We start from the raw sequence: 16,462 nt of genomic DNA on the forward strand, positions 1-16,462 counted from the left end.
GAAGTGAGAAGTGGTGTGGCTCACACCGTAGGAATCACGACGTTGCGGCGACGTTGCGTCCGCTGGGCCTCAGTCCAGGCAGAGGCAGAACGGGTGACCGGCAGGGTCGAGGAAGACCCGGAACCGCTCGCCCGGCTGGTGCTCCGCCTTGGTCGCGCCGAGCCCGAGAACGGCTGCCTCGCCCTCGTCGAGGTCGTCCACCAGCACGTCGAGGTGGGTCTGCTGGGGCTTGGCCTGACCGGGCCACGCCGGCGGGGTGTAGTCGTCGACCCGCTGGAACGAGATCACCTGACCGTAGTCGGCGCGAACCTCGGCCCAACCGCCGTCAGCATCGGTCCGGGTCGTCGGCCAGCCGAGCATCGTCCCGTAGAAGTCCGCGAGCACGGCGGGGTCGGGGCAGTCGATGACGAGCGAGGGGAAGCGTGCGATGGCCATGGGTCGATCCTCGCCGGGGCCACCGACAACCAAACGCGGCCTGCGTCACGAGGCGTCAGATCAGCTCGCGGTCCAGCCGGGCCAGCTGCCCGTCGATGAGCGCCAGCATCGGTGACCCGGCTCCGACGCAGTCCCGCTGGGCCTGCCAGATCTCGTAGTCCTCGCTGCCCCAGCTCGACCGGGTCCAGGTGGACATCAGGTCGGCCTGGCCGCTGGTGCGCACGGCCTCGCGCAGGCTCATGTGCAGCTGCTCGCGCAGCCGCACGACGCCCGGTGCCGTCGACCTCGGCAGGATCGGTCCGCGATAGGCCCGCATCGCCGCCCGGACGTCGCCCGCGACCAGGTGCGCCTCCAGCGCCAACCAGTCTGCGGTCACCGAACCAGCCAACCGGTACGGGCGGGAGTCCAGCACGTCGTCCCCGAGCAGGCTGCGCAGCCGGTTGAGCTCGGCGCGCAGCGTCGAGGAGGCCCCGTCGTCCTCGTAGACCAGGACGGCGAGCTCGTCGCCCGACAGGCCGCGGGGAGCCGAGGCGAGCAGCAGCAGGATCTCGCTGTGCCGCGGCGAGAGTCGCAGCTGGTTGCGGTGCCCGCGGCCGTCGTCGACCGTGAGCAGCGAGTCGTTGCGGCCCAGGGACTCGATGACCAGGTGCAGCGCGCCCGGGGCGGTCTCGGCGTACGAGCTGCGGCTGAGCTTCTCCCGGGCGAGCTCGGCCTCGGCCATCCGGGCGGCGGCCCGCACCATCGCGAGGGTCTGCGGGACTGCGATGTCGTCGTTGCCGGTGATGTCGAGGACGCCGAGCAGGCTCGTCGAGGTCGGGTCGTGGATCGGCGTCGCCGCGCAGCTCCAGTTCTGCACCGAACGGCGGAAGTGCTCGGCGCGGCGTACCTGGGCGGGGCGGTCGAGGCGCAGCGCCAGCCCCGGAGCGTTCGTGCCGGCCAGCCGCTCGTCCCAGTTGCTGCCCTCGACGAAGCCGATCTTCTCCGCCCGGCGCAGGGCGACCGGAGTGCCGCACACCCAGAGCAGCTGCCCCTCGGCGTCGGAGACCGCCATGATCGCGTCGCAGTCGCGGGCCGCCTGACCGAGCACGTCGTCGAGCAGCGGGAAGACCTGGGCCAGCGGGTGGGCGGCGCGGTGGTCGCGCAGGGCGTCCTCGGCGAGCGTGATCGGGGCCTCGACCTTGTCCGCGGACACACCGGCAGCAGCAGAGAGGTGCCAGGAGTCCGCGACTTCTGCACGCATCTGCCCCTGGGGCGAGCGTGTGGTCATGTCCTCAGTAGACATCGTCATGGGTGAGTTCACCAGGGTCGTAGGTCCCCGCAGGCTTGCCCGAGCGTGCGCCCGGCAACGTTGCAACCACGTTGCATCGCAGGCTCGACCGGTCGACGAGGGCGATTTCGGCACCGGCGCTCACCTCCGGTAACGTTCTCGGCGGTGACGTGTCCGAGCGGCCTAAGGAGAACGCCTCGAAAGCGTTTGTGGGTGCAAGCCCACCGAGGGTTCAAATCCCTCCGTCACCGCCAGCGAAGCCCCGTCCGGGAAACCGGGCGGGGCTTCCGTGCTGGTGCACGGTGATGGCGCCACGCAGGTCGTTGCGGCCGGATTCCTGAGTGAGGTGACAACGGACGAACGCGGTCACGCTACCGACCGGCGTTCGCGAAGAACCCGACCGTCCGGTCCATCGCGGCATTGAACGCCGACCCGAAGGGGTGCCCGTCGTCGTACCAGGCGAGCTGGGCGTCGACCCCGGCGGCGTCCATCGCGCGCTTCGTGGCGCGCGCCCAGCGCGGAGGACAGGTGTCGTCGTTGCGGCCGTGCACGAGCAGCACCGGCTCGGTGATCCGGTCGAAGAACGGGCGTGCTGAGTTGTCACGCCAGAAGGCGGGGTTCTGCTGCGGGGTGCCGTTGCGGCGTACGACCTGGCCGTTCAGCGCCGCCTGACGGTTGGTCGGGTTGCGGGTGAAACGGTTCCAGTTCTCCGACTCCAGCGAGGAGACCGACGCCCACAGGGCCGCGCCGCGGAACAGCCCGGGTGCGACCTCGAGGGCCTTCATGCCGACGCCGCCACCCATTGAGCGGCCGAAGAGGTAGACCCGGTCGGCGTCGACCGGCACGCGCTTCGAGGACGTCAGCGCCTTCGCCGCGTTGATCACGTCGGCGGTGTAGCCCAAGCGCATGTGCACGTTGAGGTCCGGGTCGTCGCCGGACTCGGCGTGGTTGCGGTAGTCCACGTGCAGGGCGACGTACCCGCGCGCCGCGAGGTAGCCGCGCTCGCGGGTCATGCCCTGGCCGCGGACGTAGACGGCCGGGTCGATGTAGCCGTGGGCCAGGACGACCGCCGGGAACGGACCCGTGCCCTGCGGCACGTTCAGCACTCCCGAGATCCGGAAGGTGTCGCTGGTGCCCGCGGTCGTGGTCGACCGGCTCCGGTAGGTGACGTCGTACGACGTGTAGGTCGCCGTGCGCTCGCGGACCTTGCCCAGCTTCAGGTCACTGCCGGTGAGCTGCTGGGTAGCGAGGCCGAGAACGGAGACCTCGCGCGGGGCGGGGGTGGCGCTCGGCGTGGGGGACGGCGCGGTCGCGGTCGGCGACGGGCTCGGCGGCGGGGCCGAACGCGGCGGGCTGTCGTCGCTGCACCCTGCGAGCAGCGCCGAAGCAAGCACGAGCGGAACGACGACCCGAGCGCGCACCGGTCTCAGCCGCAGATCTGCTTCGGGCAGCCAGGGATGTCGATGCCGCCGCCGAGCATGCCGCCGCCGGGACCGCCGGAGCCGCCGGATCCACCGCCGGTGTCAATGTCCGGTGTCTCGATGACGGGCACGTCGAAGTCGGGTGTCTCCGGCTTCTTCGGCTTCGCCGGAGGCTTCTCGACCACCAGCAGCACCAGGAACTGGCCGATCCTCAGCGCCCCGGTCGGCGGGAGAGCCCCGACTGCCACCGTGCCGCGGGTCGGCGCTACACGCAGGCCGTTGCGCAGGCCGAACTCGGCCACGGGCTCGGCCGAGAGGTCCGGGTGCAGGCCGCGGTCTGGCACGAACGCAGCTGTGTCCGCCGGATCTGCCTCGGCCTTCTTCGGCGCCTTGCCCGGCTGGTAGCGGACCTTCACCAGGTCAGCCACGGGCTCCAGGAGACCGCCCTTGCCGAGCAGCTTCGCGGCACTGGCGCCGTTCGGGAGCTTCGGCATCGACGGGTTCTTCCTGAACCAGTCGTACTCGGACTTCTTCAGCGCCCAGGCGTAGACCTTCTCGAACTTCGGGGTCCGCTTGCCGGCCTCGGGAGAGGTCGCGACGATCACCCAGTCGTTCGCGCTGGCTCGGTTCGCCGGCGACAGGTCGTAGTAGATCAGCGAGGTGTGCAGGGCGTCGTACGTCTGCGTCTCGGCGTCGCCGATGCTCTTGCCGACCAAGTCGGGCATCGCCAGCCGGGGGACCTTCGTCTCGTCGTCACCGCAACCGGCGACGAGGGCCGCGGACAGCAGCAGCGCCGCGACGGCGAGCGCGCGGGCGGCTCGGTGCATCGTGCTGGTCATGGAGCTGCTCCTCTCGGCTGCGTGCGGGTCGTCGGATAACCGTAGGCGGTCGACCCTCGTGCAGCACTAATCTGGCGCGATGTACGTACCCCGCGCCAACGTCGTCGAGCACGAGGAGGACGTCCGCGCGATGGTCGCCGGCGTCGGCTCCGCCGAGCTCGTGACCGTAGGTGCCGACGGTTACCCGCGCGCCACGCTGCTGCCGGTCCTCTGGGAAGGCGACACCGTGATCGCCCACATCGCGCGGGCCAACGACCACTGGCGCGAGATCGTCGACGGCGCGCCGGCACTGATGGTGTGCACCGGGGCGCAGGCCTACGTCACGCCGTCCTGGTACGCCGGCAAGACCGAGCACGGCCGGGTGGTGCCGACCTGGAACTACTCCACCGTGCACCTCCTCGGCCGGGTCCACCTGCACGACGACCCCGAGTTCGTACGCCGCGCCGTCACCTCGTTGACCGACCGTCACGAACAGGTTCGTCCCGAGCCGTGGACAGTGGCGGACGCCCCCGAGAAGTTCGTCGACGGACAGCTCCGCGCGATCGTCGGCATCGAGCTGCGCGTCGAGCGGGTCGAGGCCAAGGCCAAGCTCAGCCAGAACCGTTCGGAGGAGGACCGGGCCTCCGTCGCTGCCGGCCTCGCGGCCGGGACCCCCGAGGAACGTGTGGTCGCCCAGCAGATGGGCACAGGGGCTTGACGCTGGACCATGTCTGATAAAGTCTACTCACTTACTACATTAAGAGAGGAGGCTGAGTCACATGCCCCAGAACAACCACCGCGCGATCGACGTCCACCAACACCTGTGGACCGACGAGTTCGTCGACCGGTTGCGCGCCCGCACGCAGGTTCCGTACCTGCGCGGCTGGACGTTGTACACCGCCGGCGAAGCGCCGTACGAGATCGACCCAGGAGCACATGACGTCGAGCGGCGCATCGCCGCGGACCACGAATCGGAGGTCGGCACGGCGTGCCTCAGCCTCTCTGCTCCGCTGGGGATCGAGGACCTCCCGCGTCCCCAGGCCGGCCTGCTGATCGACGCCTGGCACCGCGGGGTCCGCGAGCTCCCGGACCACTTCAAGGCGTGGGCCTCGGTCCCGTCGACCGACCCGGACATCGGCGCGCTGCACACGCTGCTCGCGGACGACAAGTTCGTCGGTCTCCAGATCCCGGCGACCCTGGTCTCCACGCCCGTCGGTTGGGAGCGGATCGGAGCCCTGCTGCTCGCGGCCGAGGTCGCCGGCAAGCCGGTGCTGATCCACCCGGGCGCCGAGGCGAGCAAGCCGCGCGAGCCCGTGCCGGGGTGGTGGCGCCCGACGGTCGGGTACACCGCGCAGATGAGCGCCGCCTGGTGGGGTTGGCAGGCATTCGGAGGCATCAGTCTCTTCGGCGACCTGCGGTTGGTCTTCGCGGCCGGCGCCGGTCTGGCGCCGTTGCACCAGGAGCGCCAGATCCAGCGCGGCGGCGTCGACAAGCCGATCGCCCCGAAGGTCTTCGTGGACAGCTCCGGCTACGGTCCGCGGGCCCTCGACGCCCTCACCCGGGTGCTCGGCATCGACGCCCTGGTCCTCGGCAGCGACCGCCCGTACGGCGACCCGGTCCGGGAGTTCCTCGGCGACGCGGCCACTCTCGCGCTTCGGGTCCGCAACCCGCAGCGTCTGCTGGCGCCGACGCCGGCGAGCGACCTGACGTGGGCGGTGGCGTCGTGACGGCAACGCTCGAGCCCTCGGCGCTCCAGGTCCTGCCCGGTGGCAGGGACCTGAGCCGCGAGGAGCTCGAGGAGCTGGTCAGCTCCATCGCTGCGGATCCCGGTTCGTGGGGACACCTGGTCGCGTTCGACTCGGAGGAACGCGTGTACGTGTCGCTGCACCGCGACGCCCACGTCGACGTCTGGCTGCTGTGCTGGACGCCGGAGAACGACACCGGATGGCACGACCACGACGTGTCCCAGGGCGCGGTCGCCGTGGTGGCGGGCGAGCTGGTCGAGAGCAACCTGACCCTGCTGCACGGGGCGCGTGAGAAGCGGATCCCCGAGGGCGAGGTGTTCTCCTTCGGTGCCGACCACATCCACCGGTTGAGCGGCGCCGTGCACGGCTCGGTCTCCGTGCACGCCTACTCGCCGCCGCTGTGGCGGATGGGCCAGTACGCCGTGAACGAAGACGGCGTCCTGCGGCGCATCTCCCTGTCGTACGCCGACGAGCTGCGCCCGGTCGACTGACCGGCATCCCCTCCCGTTCCGGGCCGTTCGTCACTGGTGAGGTGACGGACGGCCCGGAGTGATTTCCTGGCGAGTGCCTGTGCGCTGGTCCTTGACGGCCACGCGTTCCTCGGCAACGCTGCCACCACTCAGTGGCACGAACGGGGGACCCTTGGAGCCGGATGCCGACCTGACCGCGGTGCTGGGCGCTGCGCCGCCCGCGTCGGTTGCCGCGCTGCCCCCCGAGGTGCAGCAGCGCCTGGCCGCGCAGGTCGCCGAGGCCAAGCGCCGGCTCGAGTCCGATACCGAGGCGTCGGTGCAGAAGGCCATCGCCGGCGTGCCCTTCGCGGTGCGCGGCATCGTCAAGAAGGCATTGCTCGGATGACCACCGCGGGCCCCCAGATCGGGCGCATCGCCCGGCTGCTGCGGGTGGACGCGACGGAGATCGAGGGTCTCGACGACGTCCCGGCCGCCGACCTGCGGATCCTGCACGACCAGATCAGCGGGACGCTCTTCGCCGACGGTCAGCGCCAGTTCGCCCGGGTCGCCGGTCTGTCCAAGACGATCCCGGGGCCGGTCGCCGGGGTGCTCGCCGAGAAGTTCCTGCCGCCGGTGATGGCGGCCCGGGTCTCGGAGATGCTCGACCCCGCCAAGGCCCGCGACCTGATCGGGCGGGTGTCGATCAGGTACCTCGCCGAGATCGCGCTCGCGCTCGACCCGGTGCGCTCCAAGCCGGTCGTCCAGCAGCTGCCGCCCGAGCCGATCGGCAAGGTGGCCAAGGAGCTCTTCGGTCGCAAGGAGTACGCGACGATGGCAGAGTTCGTCGGAACCGTCACCGTCGACGCCCTGTTCGCGGCGTTCGAGGTCGCGACACCGCAGGACCTGCTCGCGGTCGTCCCGCTGCTGGAGTGGAACGACAACCTGGACCGCGTGATCGCGAACCTGCCGCACCGGAAGGTCACCGAGATCGCCACGTCGTTGAGCGCCGTCGAGCTCGCCGAGCTCGCCCTCGCGCTCGACCCGAGCCGGATGGGTCCGATCGTCGCCGCAGTGCCCGTGAAGACGGTCGAGGGGATCGCCGACGAGCTCTTCGCGCGCGGCGAGTACGCCGGCATGGCGCGGTTCGTCGGGGTCGTCACCCCGGACATGCTGCACGCCGCCCTCGGGGTGGCGTCCGCGCACGACCTGCTCGAGATCGTGCCGCTGCTCGAGTGGAGCGACGCGATCGACGGAGTCGTCGAGACCCTCCCCGACAAGACCCTCGACGGCCTGTTCGCCGAGGTCGCCGGGACGGCGGACTGGGACCGGGCGCAGGTGGCGTTCGAGCGGCTCAGCGACACCGCCCAGCAGCGCCTGTTCGCACGCTTCGACCGGCTGTCGAAGGCGAACCAGGCGACGATCCGCGCCGCGGCCGACGCCGGTGAGCTCGGCGAGGCGGCGAGCAGACTCCTGGCAACCTGACCATTGACCAATGGCACAGTTGGTGGTGTCATCAGGGGGTGCAGACTCTCACCCGCTTCACCCCGCACCCGCCCTCGGCGCGTGCCCGCCTCGCCCACTGGGCGACCAATCTGACTGTCCGGCCGCTCGAGCACATCGTTCCTGAGGGCGAGCTCGGTGTCCGGGTCACCCGCCGGGTGCTGGCCGGCTTGATGGCCGGTGCCGCGGTCTCCGCAACCGACGTCACCATGACCGCGGTCGACTCGACCACGCAGGCGTTCGGCCGGGTCCAGGGGGAGTGGCTCAAGCCCACGACCCCGCGCCCGGGTGCGGTCGTGTTCTACATCCACGGCAGCGGCTACAACCTCTGCTCGACGAAGACGCACCGTCCCCTGGTCAGCCGCCTCGCGAGCCAGAGCCGGACGACGGTTTTCAGCGTCGAGTACCGGCTCGCCCCCGAGCACCCCTTCCCGGCGGCGCCCGAGGACATCGAGAACGCCTACGACTGGCTGCTCGCGCAGGGTTGGACGCCCGACCAGGTCGTCGTCGCCGGCGACTCCGCCGGCGGGCACCTGGCGCTCGACCTCTGCCTGCGGCTGGTGCGCGAGGGGCGCCAGCTGCCGGCCGGCATGGTGCTGCTCTCGCCGCTGGCCGACGTCACCTGCGACCTCATGGCCGAGCGCGAGAAGGCGATCCCGGACGCGATGATCTCCGCCGCCGGTGTCCGGAAGCTGCTGGCGCACTACCTGCGCGACACCGACCCGCTGCACCCGCGCCTGACGCACGTCGTCGAGGACGGCGAGGTGCTGCCGCCGACGCTCATCCAGGCGGGAGGGGCGGAGTTCCTCGCCGCCGACGCCCACCACATCGCCGACATGCTCGCCGCGTCCGGCACCGACGTCCGACTCGAGATCTGGCCCGGCCAGATGCACGTGTTTCAGGCCGCGGCCCGGATGGTGCCGGAGGCCGACCAAGCCCTGCGGCGCGCGGCGCGCTTCGTCGTCGCTGCTCACCAGGCCGCCGAGGACCGCCGCGAGAACGCGGCGCACGCACGAGAAGGAGACACCGCATGATCCTCGCTACGCTCGTCAACAGCGCTTCGCCTCCTCAGCCTCGAGCAAGCTCGGGCGTTCGGAGGCTCGCGCTGTGACGAAGATCAGCCGGAACGCCCGGGCAATCGTCACCGGAGCCGCCAGCGGCATCGGCCAGGCGTTCGCGGTCGAGCTCGGTCGGCGCGGCGGCCAGGTCGTCGTCAGCGACATCGACATGGTCGGTGCCCAGCGCACCGTCACCGCCATCGAGGACCAGGGCGGCACCGCGGTCGCCGTCCACTGCGACGTCTCGAAGCTGGACAGCGTCCAGGACCTCGCGGCCGAGGCCTGCCGCTGGTTCGAGGGCGTGCCCACGCTGGTGATCAACAACGCCGGCGTCGGAGCCGGCGGCAACGTCGTCGGGGACGCCCCCATCGAGGACTGGCACTGGACCCTCGACATCAACCTCTGGGGTCCCATCCACGGGTGCCACGTGTTCGCCCCGTTGCTGCGGCAACAGGCGTTGGACGGGCAGCGCGGCGGCATCATCAACGTCGCGTCAGCTGCGAGCTTCGGGGCCGCCCCACGGATGGCGGCGTACAACGTCAGCAAGGCAGGGGTGCTGTCGCTCAGCGAGACCTTGGCGGCGGAGCTGTCCGGGACCGGGGTGAACGTCACGGTGCTGTGCCCGACGTTCGTGAAGACCAACATCGTCACCTCCGGCCGCATCAACGCCAAGGCGTCCGAGGCGGCCAGCAAGCTGATGCAGTTCGGGATGTCGCCGGCCAAGGTCGCCCGGGTCTGCCTCGACACCCACGACCGCGGCGGGCTGTACGTGATGCCTCAGATCGACGCCAAGATCGGCTGGCAGATCAAGCGCACCCTGCCGCAGACCTACACCCGCGTCGCCGGCCTGCTCGAGCGCTTCGGCCCGATCAGCGACGACTCCCTGCCCGACACCGGCCCGGTCGTCGAGCTGGCCGAGACGCGCACCACCGAGAAGGAGCACTGACATGGCCACCACCGTCCAGCCCGCGCTGAACATGGAAGACATGCTGCAGAAGATCAAGGACAAGCAGTGGGCCCTCGCCGACATCGACTGGGAGGCACCGGGCGCGGAGACGATCAGCGACGAGTTCCGGCCCAAGCTGAAGGCGTTCATGGCTGACCTCTGCTGGATCGAGAACGTCGGTGCCCGGGGCTTCGCCGCAATGGCGAAGAAGGCTCCGAACCCGACCATCGCGGAGATCTACCGGTACTTCCACGCCGAGGAGCAGCGGCACGCGAACGCCGAGCTCGCCCTGCTCAAGCGCTGGGGCATGCTCGAGGACGGCGAGATCCCGGAGCCGAACGTCAACATCCGGATGGCGATCGAGTGGCTCGACACGTACGCCGACGACATGCCGCTCTCGGTGCTCGGCACGGTGATCCCGATGCTCGAGGTGGCCCTCGACGGAGCGCTGCTGAAGTTCCTGCTCGAGGAGGTGCACGACCCGGTGTGCCACCAGGTCTTCGAGAAGATCAACAACGACGAGTCCCGGCACATCGCCGTCGACTTCGCCGTCCTCGACATGATCGGGCACGCGACGGCACGCAAGCTGGCGATCGACTTCGTGTCAAACGTCGCGACGCCCGCGCTCATCATCGGCGCCCTGATGTACCTGCCGCTCCTCAACCGGATCCGCAACAACATCATGGACATGGGGCTGCAGCCCGAGAAGCTCTACCGCGCCATGGAGCGGTTCGAGAAGCTCGGCAACCGCGGCGAGTTCACGCACCGCGTTCCGCTGTTCCAGGTCATCCGCCAGCACGCGAAGATGGTGGTCAACCCCCAGCACCCGTACCACCTGCTGGCGAACTCGATGGTGACGCTGTCGGAGTACTACCCGAAGGCGCTGTTCCGCCCGATCCCGACCTGGTTCAAGGAGCTGACCTACGAGCCGGTGACGCGCACGGTGAAGAAGGGGATGAACGCCGCATGAGCACGACCACGGTTTCGACGTCTCGACAGGCTCGACGACCGGTCGTCGAGCCTGTCGAGACGCGACGACCCAAGCGCAGTCCCCACGTCCACACCACCGTCATCATCGGTGCGGGCTTCATCGGCCTCGGTACGGCGATCAAGCTGCGCGAGGCGGGCGTCGACGACCTCGTCATCCTCGAACGCGCGGACCGTGTCGGCGGCACCTGGCGGGACGCGACGTACCCGGGCGCGGCCTGTGACATCCCCTCGCAGCTCTACTCGTTCTCGTTCGCGAAGAACCCCGGCTGGTCGCGCGCGTACTCGCCGAGCGCGGAGATCCTCGCGCACATCGAGGAGCTCGCCGATCGGTTCGACCTGGTCAAGGACATCCGCTTCAACACCGAGGTGACCAAGCTGGTCTTCGACAAGGCCGAGGCGCGCTGGGAGGTCAGCTGCGGGCGCAAGAAGCTCTACGCCCGCACGGTCGTGGTCGCCTCGGGCCCGCTCTCGGACGCGAGCCTGCCGAAGATCGCCGGCATCGAGGACTACCAGGGCACCAAGGTGCTCAGCGCGCGGTGGGACCACGACTACGACTTCGCGGGCAAGAACATCGCAGTGATCGGCACCGGCGCGAGCGCGGTCCAGATCATCCCCGAGCTGGTGAAGGTGGCCGGCTCGGTGAAGGTCTTCCAGCGCACACCCGGTTGGGTGATGCCGCGCGTGGACCTGGAGACCCCGGAGCTCGCGAAGGCGGTCTTCGAGAAGCTTCCGCTGGTCCAGCAGGTCACGCGCAGCGCGCTCTTCTTCGCCCACGAAGCGGCCGCGACCGGGCTGGTGTGGGACACCCCGGTCACCACGCTGATCCAGCAGGCCGGCAGGCTGCACCTCCGGATGACCGTGAAGGACAGGTGGCTCCGTCGCCAGTTGACGCCGGACTTCCGGGCCGGCTGCAAGCGGATGCTGATGTCCAGCGACTACTACCCAGCGCTGCAGCAGGACAACTGCAAGCTGATCACCTGGCCGATCGCCAAGATCACGCCGCGTGGGATCCAGACGGCCGACGCGCTGCAGCACGAGGTCGACGCGATCGTCTTCGCGACCGGGTACGACGTGCACCTCGAGGGGCCGCCGTACCCGATCTTCGGGCTGGACGGCCAGTCGCTCCAGGAGGAGTGGTCCGGGCACCCGGAGGCGTACAAGAGCGCGAGCGCGCACGGGTACCCGAACCTGTTCTTCACCTGCGGCCCGAACTCGGGGCCGGGACACAACTCGCTGCTCGTCTACGCCCAAGGGCAGATCGAGTACGCCGTGGCCGGCATCCGGGCGGTCGTGGAGCAGGACCTGCGCTGGATCGACGTGAAGAAGGACGTCCAGGACGGCTACAACGTCTCGATGCAGAAGCGGCTGCGCAGCACGACCTGGATGTCCGGCTGCACGAGCTGGTACCTGACCAAGGACGGCTTCAACGCCTCGATGTATCCAGGGTTCGCGAGCCAGTATCTTCGTCAGATGCAGGACTTCCGGATCCGCGACTACGACGTCGCCTCGAACGCTGCCCGGAGGCTGTGGAACATCCCCGCGGACCGCACGCTGGCGGCCGTCTAGTGGCAGCGCCGTCGCTCAACCTGCGCGCCGTCGAGACCGTCCTGGAGTCCTTGCGCCGTGGTCAGCGTCAGCTCGCCCGGGACCCCAAGGGAACCGTCGACGCCGCGGTGCGCCAGCTGCTGTCGCTGGGCCGCACCCGGCAGCCGCAGCAGGGGACGACGTACCGGATCGACGACCTGGCGCAGGCCAGCAACGTCACCGTGCGCAACATCCGGGCTTACCAGGAACGCGGGCTGCTGCACCCGCCGCGGCGGGAGGGCCGGGTGGCGATCTTCGACGACAGCCACCTGTCCCGGTTGAAGATCATCACCTCGATGCTGGAGCGCGGCTACACCAGCGGGCACATCACCGAGATGCTCACCGCCTGGGAGAGCGGTCGCGACCTCGCCGACGTGCTCGGCCTGGAGCGCGCGCTGGTGCCGCCGCGGCTCGAGGACGCTCCGGTGACGATGACGCTGGCCGAGGTCCGCGCGCTCACCGTCGACAAAAACGCCCTGCAGCGTTACATCGACGTCGGCCTGGTCGAGGTCAAGGGCGCCAAGGCGCTCGTACGCCGCCCCGAGCTGCTGCGCTCCTTCGCGGAGATGCGCGGCTTCGGGATGCCGGCCGAGGCGCTGGTGAAGCTGCACAGCGAGGTCGCGATGGCCGTCGACGACATCGCCCGCGCACTGGTCAACGAGGCCGTCCGCCAGGTCGGGGACCGGTTCCTCAACGTCGCCGATCCGAGCGTCGCCGAGATCAGCGAGCTGGTCGCGACGCTCACCCGGTTCCGCGAGCTCGCCATGGGTGCGGTGGTCGGCACGCTCTCGGAGTCGATGGAGAAGACCATCGAGGACCTTCTCGCGACCTACCTGTCCGCGGCACTGCCGGCCGAGGGCGAGGTCGCCGGCTGAGCTAGCCGGCCAGCAGCGCCCGGGTGCGCTCGGCCCAGCCGGTGGCGCCGCTGGACTCGAAGACGTCCGCGGCGGCGACGAGGGCTTCGGTCCTCTGCTCCAGCTCGCCGCTGACCCGGAGGCAGTCGGCGAGCTCGAGCAGCGTGCGGGCGTGGTCGCCCACCATGCCGAGGCGGGAGTACTCCTCGGCGGCCACCCGGAGCAGTGCCGAGGCCTCGGCGCTGTCGAGCTCGCCCGCTGCTCGTCCTACCAGGGCCTGGCAGCGAGTCGTGGTGGCGGTGCCCCACGGGTGCTGCTGGTCGACGCTCAGGGTGGCGAGCCGCGCGAGCACCGCCTCGGCCTCGGTGACCCGGTCGAGGCTGACCAGTGCCGAGACGAGGTCGCCGACCACCGGGAAGGTGCCCGGGTCTGCTACGCCCTCGTCCTCGCACCAGGACCACACGGCGCCGAGGTCGCGCGCGGCGTCGTCCAGCCGCCCGGCGAACTGGGCACCGAGGCCGCGGGCACGCAGGGCTTCGAGGCGGGCCCACCGCACCGACAACCGGTCCGCCTCGACGAGCGCCACCTCGGCCAGCCGCTCGGCCGCCTCCGGGTCCCCACGAAGCGCCGCGATCAGGGCACGCATCCGCTCGTTGTCGGCGGACTCGTGGACGTTCTCGTTGACCTCTCCCCAGAGGCCCAGCATCGCCTCGGCGGTCGTGAGGTCGCCGGCGCGCACGTGCACCTCGACCAGGTGCAGCTGGAGCTCGGACGTGTCGAGGCCGCGCCCCTCGCGGTCCGCACCGTTGATCTCGCGCACGAGGATCTCGCGGGCCTGGGCGAGCTCGCCGCGCCAGCTGTGCTGCATGGCGCGGGCGCTGCTGATCCCGCTGGCCGTGGCCGTGCGCAGGGCAGAGACCTCGGAGTCATCGGGTTCGTCGAGGTCGATCGCCGCGCCGGTGACGGCGCGTACCCAGGCGACGCCGGCCGTCGCGGACGGATCGAGCCGGCGGGCCTCCTCGCCCCAGCGGACTGCCTCCTCCAGGTCGGTCACCCGGGCGGCGGCGGCGTACGAGGCCCGGAGCGAGAGCGCCTGGGCGCGCAGGACCATGTCCTCGCCGCTGTCCCGCAACGCCAACGAGGCCAGCTCGTCGACCCGGTCCAGCGTCTCCACGACCCCGCTGGTCAGCATCAGCCAGGCGTGCCCGCGTGGCCCGACGGGCAGCTCGTCGATCTTCGGGAGCAGGAAGTCGGTGAGGTGCTGCGTCCACCCCGCGACGGCCAGGGCCTGTGCGTGGTTCACGATCCGCTGCGGCCGATCGGGGGAGTCGCTGGGCGTCTGCTCGAGCGCCAGCCGGGTCAGCTCGACCGCGGTCTCGAACGCGCGCCGGCTCAGCGCCTGGCCGGCGGCGTGCGCGAGCTCGGCGGCGCGGTCCTCGTCGGGCTGGTCGTGGCCGAGGCCGAGGTGGCGGGCGCGGCTGTCCGGGTTGGTGACCTGGTCGGCCAACCACCGGTGCAGCGACCGGCGTTGGGCGGGGGTGCTCCGGTCACGGGCGAGCGCGGCGATGAGGGGGTGTCGGAACCGGACGCGACCGGTGGTCGAGTCCACGACGAGGAGGCGGCGCCGTACGGTCGCGGCGACGGTCTCGCGGCTGGTCAGGGTGCTCAGGACGTCCTCGGTGAGGTTCTTCTCCAGCGCGACGGCAAGCGCTGCGGTGCGCTCGTCGGAGGGGACCTCGTCGACCTGGAGGCCGAGCAGCTCCTCGACATCCGTCGGGACGCCGAGCGGCTGACCCTTCTCCGGCAGGCCGCGCTCGCGCAGCACCTGGGCGAGCTCGTGGATGAACAGCGCGTTCCCACCGGACTGCTCGTGCACCAGGCGGACCACGCGGGCCGGGGCCTGCACCTCCAAGGACCGCAGCAGCTGGGCGGTCGCGTCGGCGTCCAGCGGTGCGACCACGACGTCACGCCGTACGGCTGCCGGGAAGGCCTGCTCGAGGGCGGTGCGGTCGTGCCCGTCGCGGCGGGCCAGCAGGAACCTGACCCGATTGCGGTCGACGCGGCGGGAGGCGAAGGTCAGCGCCTCCGCCGACTCGGCGTCCATCCACTGCACGTCGTCGACGGCGACGAGCAGGGGAGCCTCGCGCGCGAGCTCGTCGAGCGCGGCGGCGAGACCGAGAGCAATGGCGTGCATGTCGGGCTCGCTCGTCCCGTCGGTACGCACGAGCGCCCCGCTGAGCGCCTCGCGCTGCCGCTCGGGCAGCTCGGTGAGCCGGTCGAGGTCGACCCCGTCGAGCAGGTCGGCCAGCACCGAGAAGGAGTAGCGCACCTCCTCCTCGCCGGGACGGGCCTGCACGACCTGGTCGCGTGGCGCCTGCGCCCGACCCGATTCCCACAGGGCCGTCTTGCCGATTCCCGGTGGTCCGGTGATCACCAACGCACCGTGCCCCGTTGCGACGAACTCCGTCAGCGCAGCCACCTCGTCGTCGCGACCGAAGAGCAGCGGTACGTCGGCACCGGCGGTCGCCGCGCCCGTCAGGCCGCGCTCCGGTGCGGTCGCCGGCTCGGTCCAGACGCGACGCACCTCGCCGCCGAGCGCGGGGTCCTGCTCGAGGATCCGGCGCTGCAGGTCCACGGCGCCCGGTCCGGGGTCGATGCCGAGCTCGTCGCGCAGGGCGGTGCGCAACCGCGTGTAGGTGGAGAGTGCGTCGGCCTGACGGCCGGCCCGGTACGCGCTCAGCATCACGAGCTCGTAGGGGCGCTCGCGCAGCGGGTCGACGGCGATCAGAGCCTCGGCCCGCTCGTTGGCCTCGACCCAGCCGGTCGGGTCGGGCAGCGTCAGCAACGACTCGGCGAGACTCTCGACAGCAGTGGCGCGCAGGGCGTCGAGGCGCTGCCGCTCGGCGGTGACGAGGTGGTCGCTGACGTCGTCGAAAGCCCGGTCCCCGCGCCAGAGGGCGAGCGCGGTGCGCAGCACCTCGATGCTCTCGGAGGCCTGCGCCGGTTCGAGCGCGCGAGCGCTGCGCACCAGGTCGGCGAAGGCGACGGCGTCGACGGCGGTGCCGGGTCGGAGCCGGTAGCCGACCTCGGAGGTCTCGACCTGGTCCTCGCCGAGGCTGCGTCGCAACCGGGCCACGACGGTGTGGACGACGGCGGGCGCGAGCTCGGCTGCATCGTCTCCCCAGACGCCTTCGAGAAGCACCGAGGCGTCGACCGCGTTCGGGTGCCGCAGGAGCAGCATCGCCAGGAGGTCCCGTGGCCGCTGCCCGCGCGGGGTCAGCACCGCAGTCCCGTCGGTCACGCGGAGCGCGCCGAGTACGCCGTACTCCACCCGGCCATGCAACCACGCACCCGGTGGGACCAGCGAACGAATAGGTGACCCGCGCCACGGACGG

General features: G+C 71.0%; 15 protein-coding genes and 1 tRNA gene. 11 read left to right on the forward strand and 5 right to left on the reverse strand.

All coding sequences use genetic code 11. The features are described 5' to 3' along the window. Positions 1-69: 69 nt before the first annotated feature. Together ABIE44_RS10235 and ABIE44_RS10240 are read right to left on the reverse strand one after the other, a co-directional pair. Positions 70-435, reverse strand: a complete 366-nt coding sequence (locus tag ABIE44_RS10235; protein WP_209718571.1) for a VOC family protein — start codon at positions 433-435, stop codon at positions 70-72. Positions 436-490: 55 nt separating this feature from the next. After that, positions 491-1,702, reverse strand: a complete 1,212-nt coding sequence (locus tag ABIE44_RS10240; RefSeq protein ID WP_209718569.1) for a GAF domain-containing protein — start codon at positions 1,700-1,702, stop codon at positions 491-493. A gap of 164 nt (positions 1,703-1,866) precedes the next feature. On the opposite strand from ABIE44_RS10240, the gene ABIE44_RS10245 reads away from it, so the two are divergent. Then, positions 1,867-1,956: transfer RNA gene (locus tag ABIE44_RS10245), tRNA-Ser, on the forward strand. Between the two features lie 117 nt (positions 1,957-2,073). Here the strand turns inward: ABIE44_RS10245 and ABIE44_RS10250 are convergent. Beyond that, entirely contained in the window at positions 2,074-3,123 is a 1,050-nt protein-coding gene (locus tag ABIE44_RS10250; protein ID WP_354437984.1) for an alpha/beta hydrolase family protein, read from the reverse strand. A 5-nt stretch (positions 3,124-3,128) separates the two neighbouring features. Continuing rightward, positions 3,129-3,962 (reverse strand): PASTA domain-containing protein, encoded by an 834-nt coding sequence (locus tag ABIE44_RS10255; protein WP_209718567.1) that lies wholly within the window; start codon positions 3,960-3,962, stop codon positions 3,129-3,131. Between the two features lie 79 nt (positions 3,963-4,041). On the opposite strand from ABIE44_RS10255, the gene ABIE44_RS10260 reads away from it, so the two are divergent. From ABIE44_RS10260 to ABIE44_RS10305, 10 genes are all read left to right on the forward strand, one after another. Further along, complete coding sequence (locus ABIE44_RS10260; protein ID WP_209718565.1) at positions 4,042-4,659, forward strand: FMN-binding negative transcriptional regulator; 618 nt, start codon at positions 4,042-4,044, stop codon at positions 4,657-4,659. Positions 4,660-4,720: 61 nt separating this feature from the next. Beyond that, positions 4,721-5,668, forward strand: a complete 948-nt coding sequence (locus tag ABIE44_RS10265) for an amidohydrolase family protein (RefSeq protein ID WP_209718563.1) — start codon at positions 4,721-4,723, stop codon at positions 5,666-5,668. Further along, positions 5,665-6,177, forward strand: coding sequence for a cysteine dioxygenase (locus tag ABIE44_RS10270; protein WP_354437985.1), 513 nt, complete (start codon positions 5,665-5,667; stop codon positions 6,175-6,177). The genes ABIE44_RS10265 and ABIE44_RS10270 overlap by 4 nt, the downstream gene beginning before the upstream one ends. Before the next feature lie 151 nt (positions 6,178-6,328). Continuing rightward, complete coding sequence (locus tag ABIE44_RS10275) at positions 6,329-6,541, forward strand: hypothetical protein (protein ID WP_209718559.1); 213 nt, start codon at positions 6,329-6,331, stop codon at positions 6,539-6,541. Continuing rightward, positions 6,538-7,617 carry a hypothetical protein gene (locus ABIE44_RS10280; protein ID WP_209718558.1) on the forward strand — a complete coding sequence of 360 codons (1,080 nt, stop codon included), beginning with the start codon at positions 6,538-6,540 and terminating at the stop codon, positions 7,615-7,617. Before ABIE44_RS10275 ends, ABIE44_RS10280 begins: the two co-directional genes overlap by 4 nt. Positions 7,618-7,655: 38 nt before the next feature. Further along, positions 7,656-8,669 (forward strand): alpha/beta hydrolase, encoded by a 1,014-nt coding sequence (locus tag ABIE44_RS10285; RefSeq protein WP_209718556.1) that lies wholly within the window; start codon positions 7,656-7,658, stop codon positions 8,667-8,669. A 73-nt stretch (positions 8,670-8,742) separates the two neighbouring features. Then, positions 8,743-9,639: an SDR family NAD(P)-dependent oxidoreductase gene (locus ABIE44_RS10290; protein WP_209718554.1), complete on the forward strand. Its 897-nt coding sequence runs from the start codon at positions 8,743-8,745 to the stop codon at positions 9,637-9,639. 1 nt (position 9,640) lies between these two features. Next, positions 9,641-10,609, forward strand: coding sequence for a ferritin-like domain-containing protein (locus ABIE44_RS10295; protein ID WP_209718552.1), 969 nt, complete (start codon positions 9,641-9,643; stop codon positions 10,607-10,609). Next, positions 10,606-12,195, forward strand: a complete 1,590-nt coding sequence (locus ABIE44_RS10300) for a flavin-containing monooxygenase (protein ID WP_209718550.1) — start codon at positions 10,606-10,608, stop codon at positions 12,193-12,195. The genes ABIE44_RS10295 and ABIE44_RS10300 overlap by 4 nt, the downstream gene beginning before the upstream one ends. Further along, entirely contained in the window at positions 12,195-13,088 is an 894-nt protein-coding gene (locus tag ABIE44_RS10305; RefSeq protein ID WP_209718547.1) for a MerR family transcriptional regulator, read from the forward strand. Before ABIE44_RS10300 ends, ABIE44_RS10305 begins: the two co-directional genes overlap by 1 nt. Position 13,089: 1 nt before the next feature. Here ABIE44_RS10305 and ABIE44_RS10310 read toward each other — a convergent pair whose 3' ends face one another. After that, on the reverse strand, positions 13,090-16,398 hold the full coding sequence (locus tag ABIE44_RS10310) for an ATP-binding protein (RefSeq protein ID WP_209718544.1): 3,309 nt from the start codon (positions 16,396-16,398) through the stop codon (positions 13,090-13,092). Positions 16,399-16,462: the final 64 nt, after the last annotated feature.

The sequence above is a fragment of the Marmoricola sp. OAE513 genome, assembly GCF_040546585.1.
Lineage (GTDB): Bacteria > Actinomycetota > Actinomycetes > Propionibacteriales > Nocardioidaceae > Marmoricola.

Excerpts from the sequence above, each read along its gene's own strand:
- ABIE44_RS10295 (WP_209718552.1), top strand. The coding sequence starts at position 9,641 with ATGGCCACCACCGTCCAGCCCGCGCTGAACATGGAAGACATGCTGCAG.
- ABIE44_RS10265 (WP_209718563.1), top strand. The coding sequence starts at position 4,721 with ATGCCCCAGAACAACCACCGCGCGATCGACGTCCACCAACACCTGTGG.
- ABIE44_RS10255 (WP_209718567.1), bottom strand. The coding sequence starts at position 3,962 with ATGACCAGCACGATGCACCGAGCCGCCCGCGCGCTCGCCGTCGCGGCG.
- ABIE44_RS10260 (WP_209718565.1), top strand. The coding sequence starts at position 4,042 with ATGTACGTACCCCGCGCCAACGTCGTCGAGCACGAGGAGGACGTCCGC.
- ABIE44_RS10235 (WP_209718571.1), bottom strand. The coding sequence starts at position 435 with ATGGCCATCGCACGCTTCCCCTCGCTCGTCATCGACTGCCCCGACCCC.
- ABIE44_RS10240 (WP_209718569.1), bottom strand. The coding sequence starts at position 1,702 with ATGACCACACGCTCGCCCCAGGGGCAGATGCGTGCAGAAGTCGCGGAC.
- ABIE44_RS10280 (WP_209718558.1), top strand. The coding sequence starts at position 6,538 with ATGACCACCGCGGGCCCCCAGATCGGGCGCATCGCCCGGCTGCTGCGG.
- ABIE44_RS10300 (WP_209718550.1), top strand. The coding sequence starts at position 10,606 with ATGAGCACGACCACGGTTTCGACGTCTCGACAGGCTCGACGACCGGTC.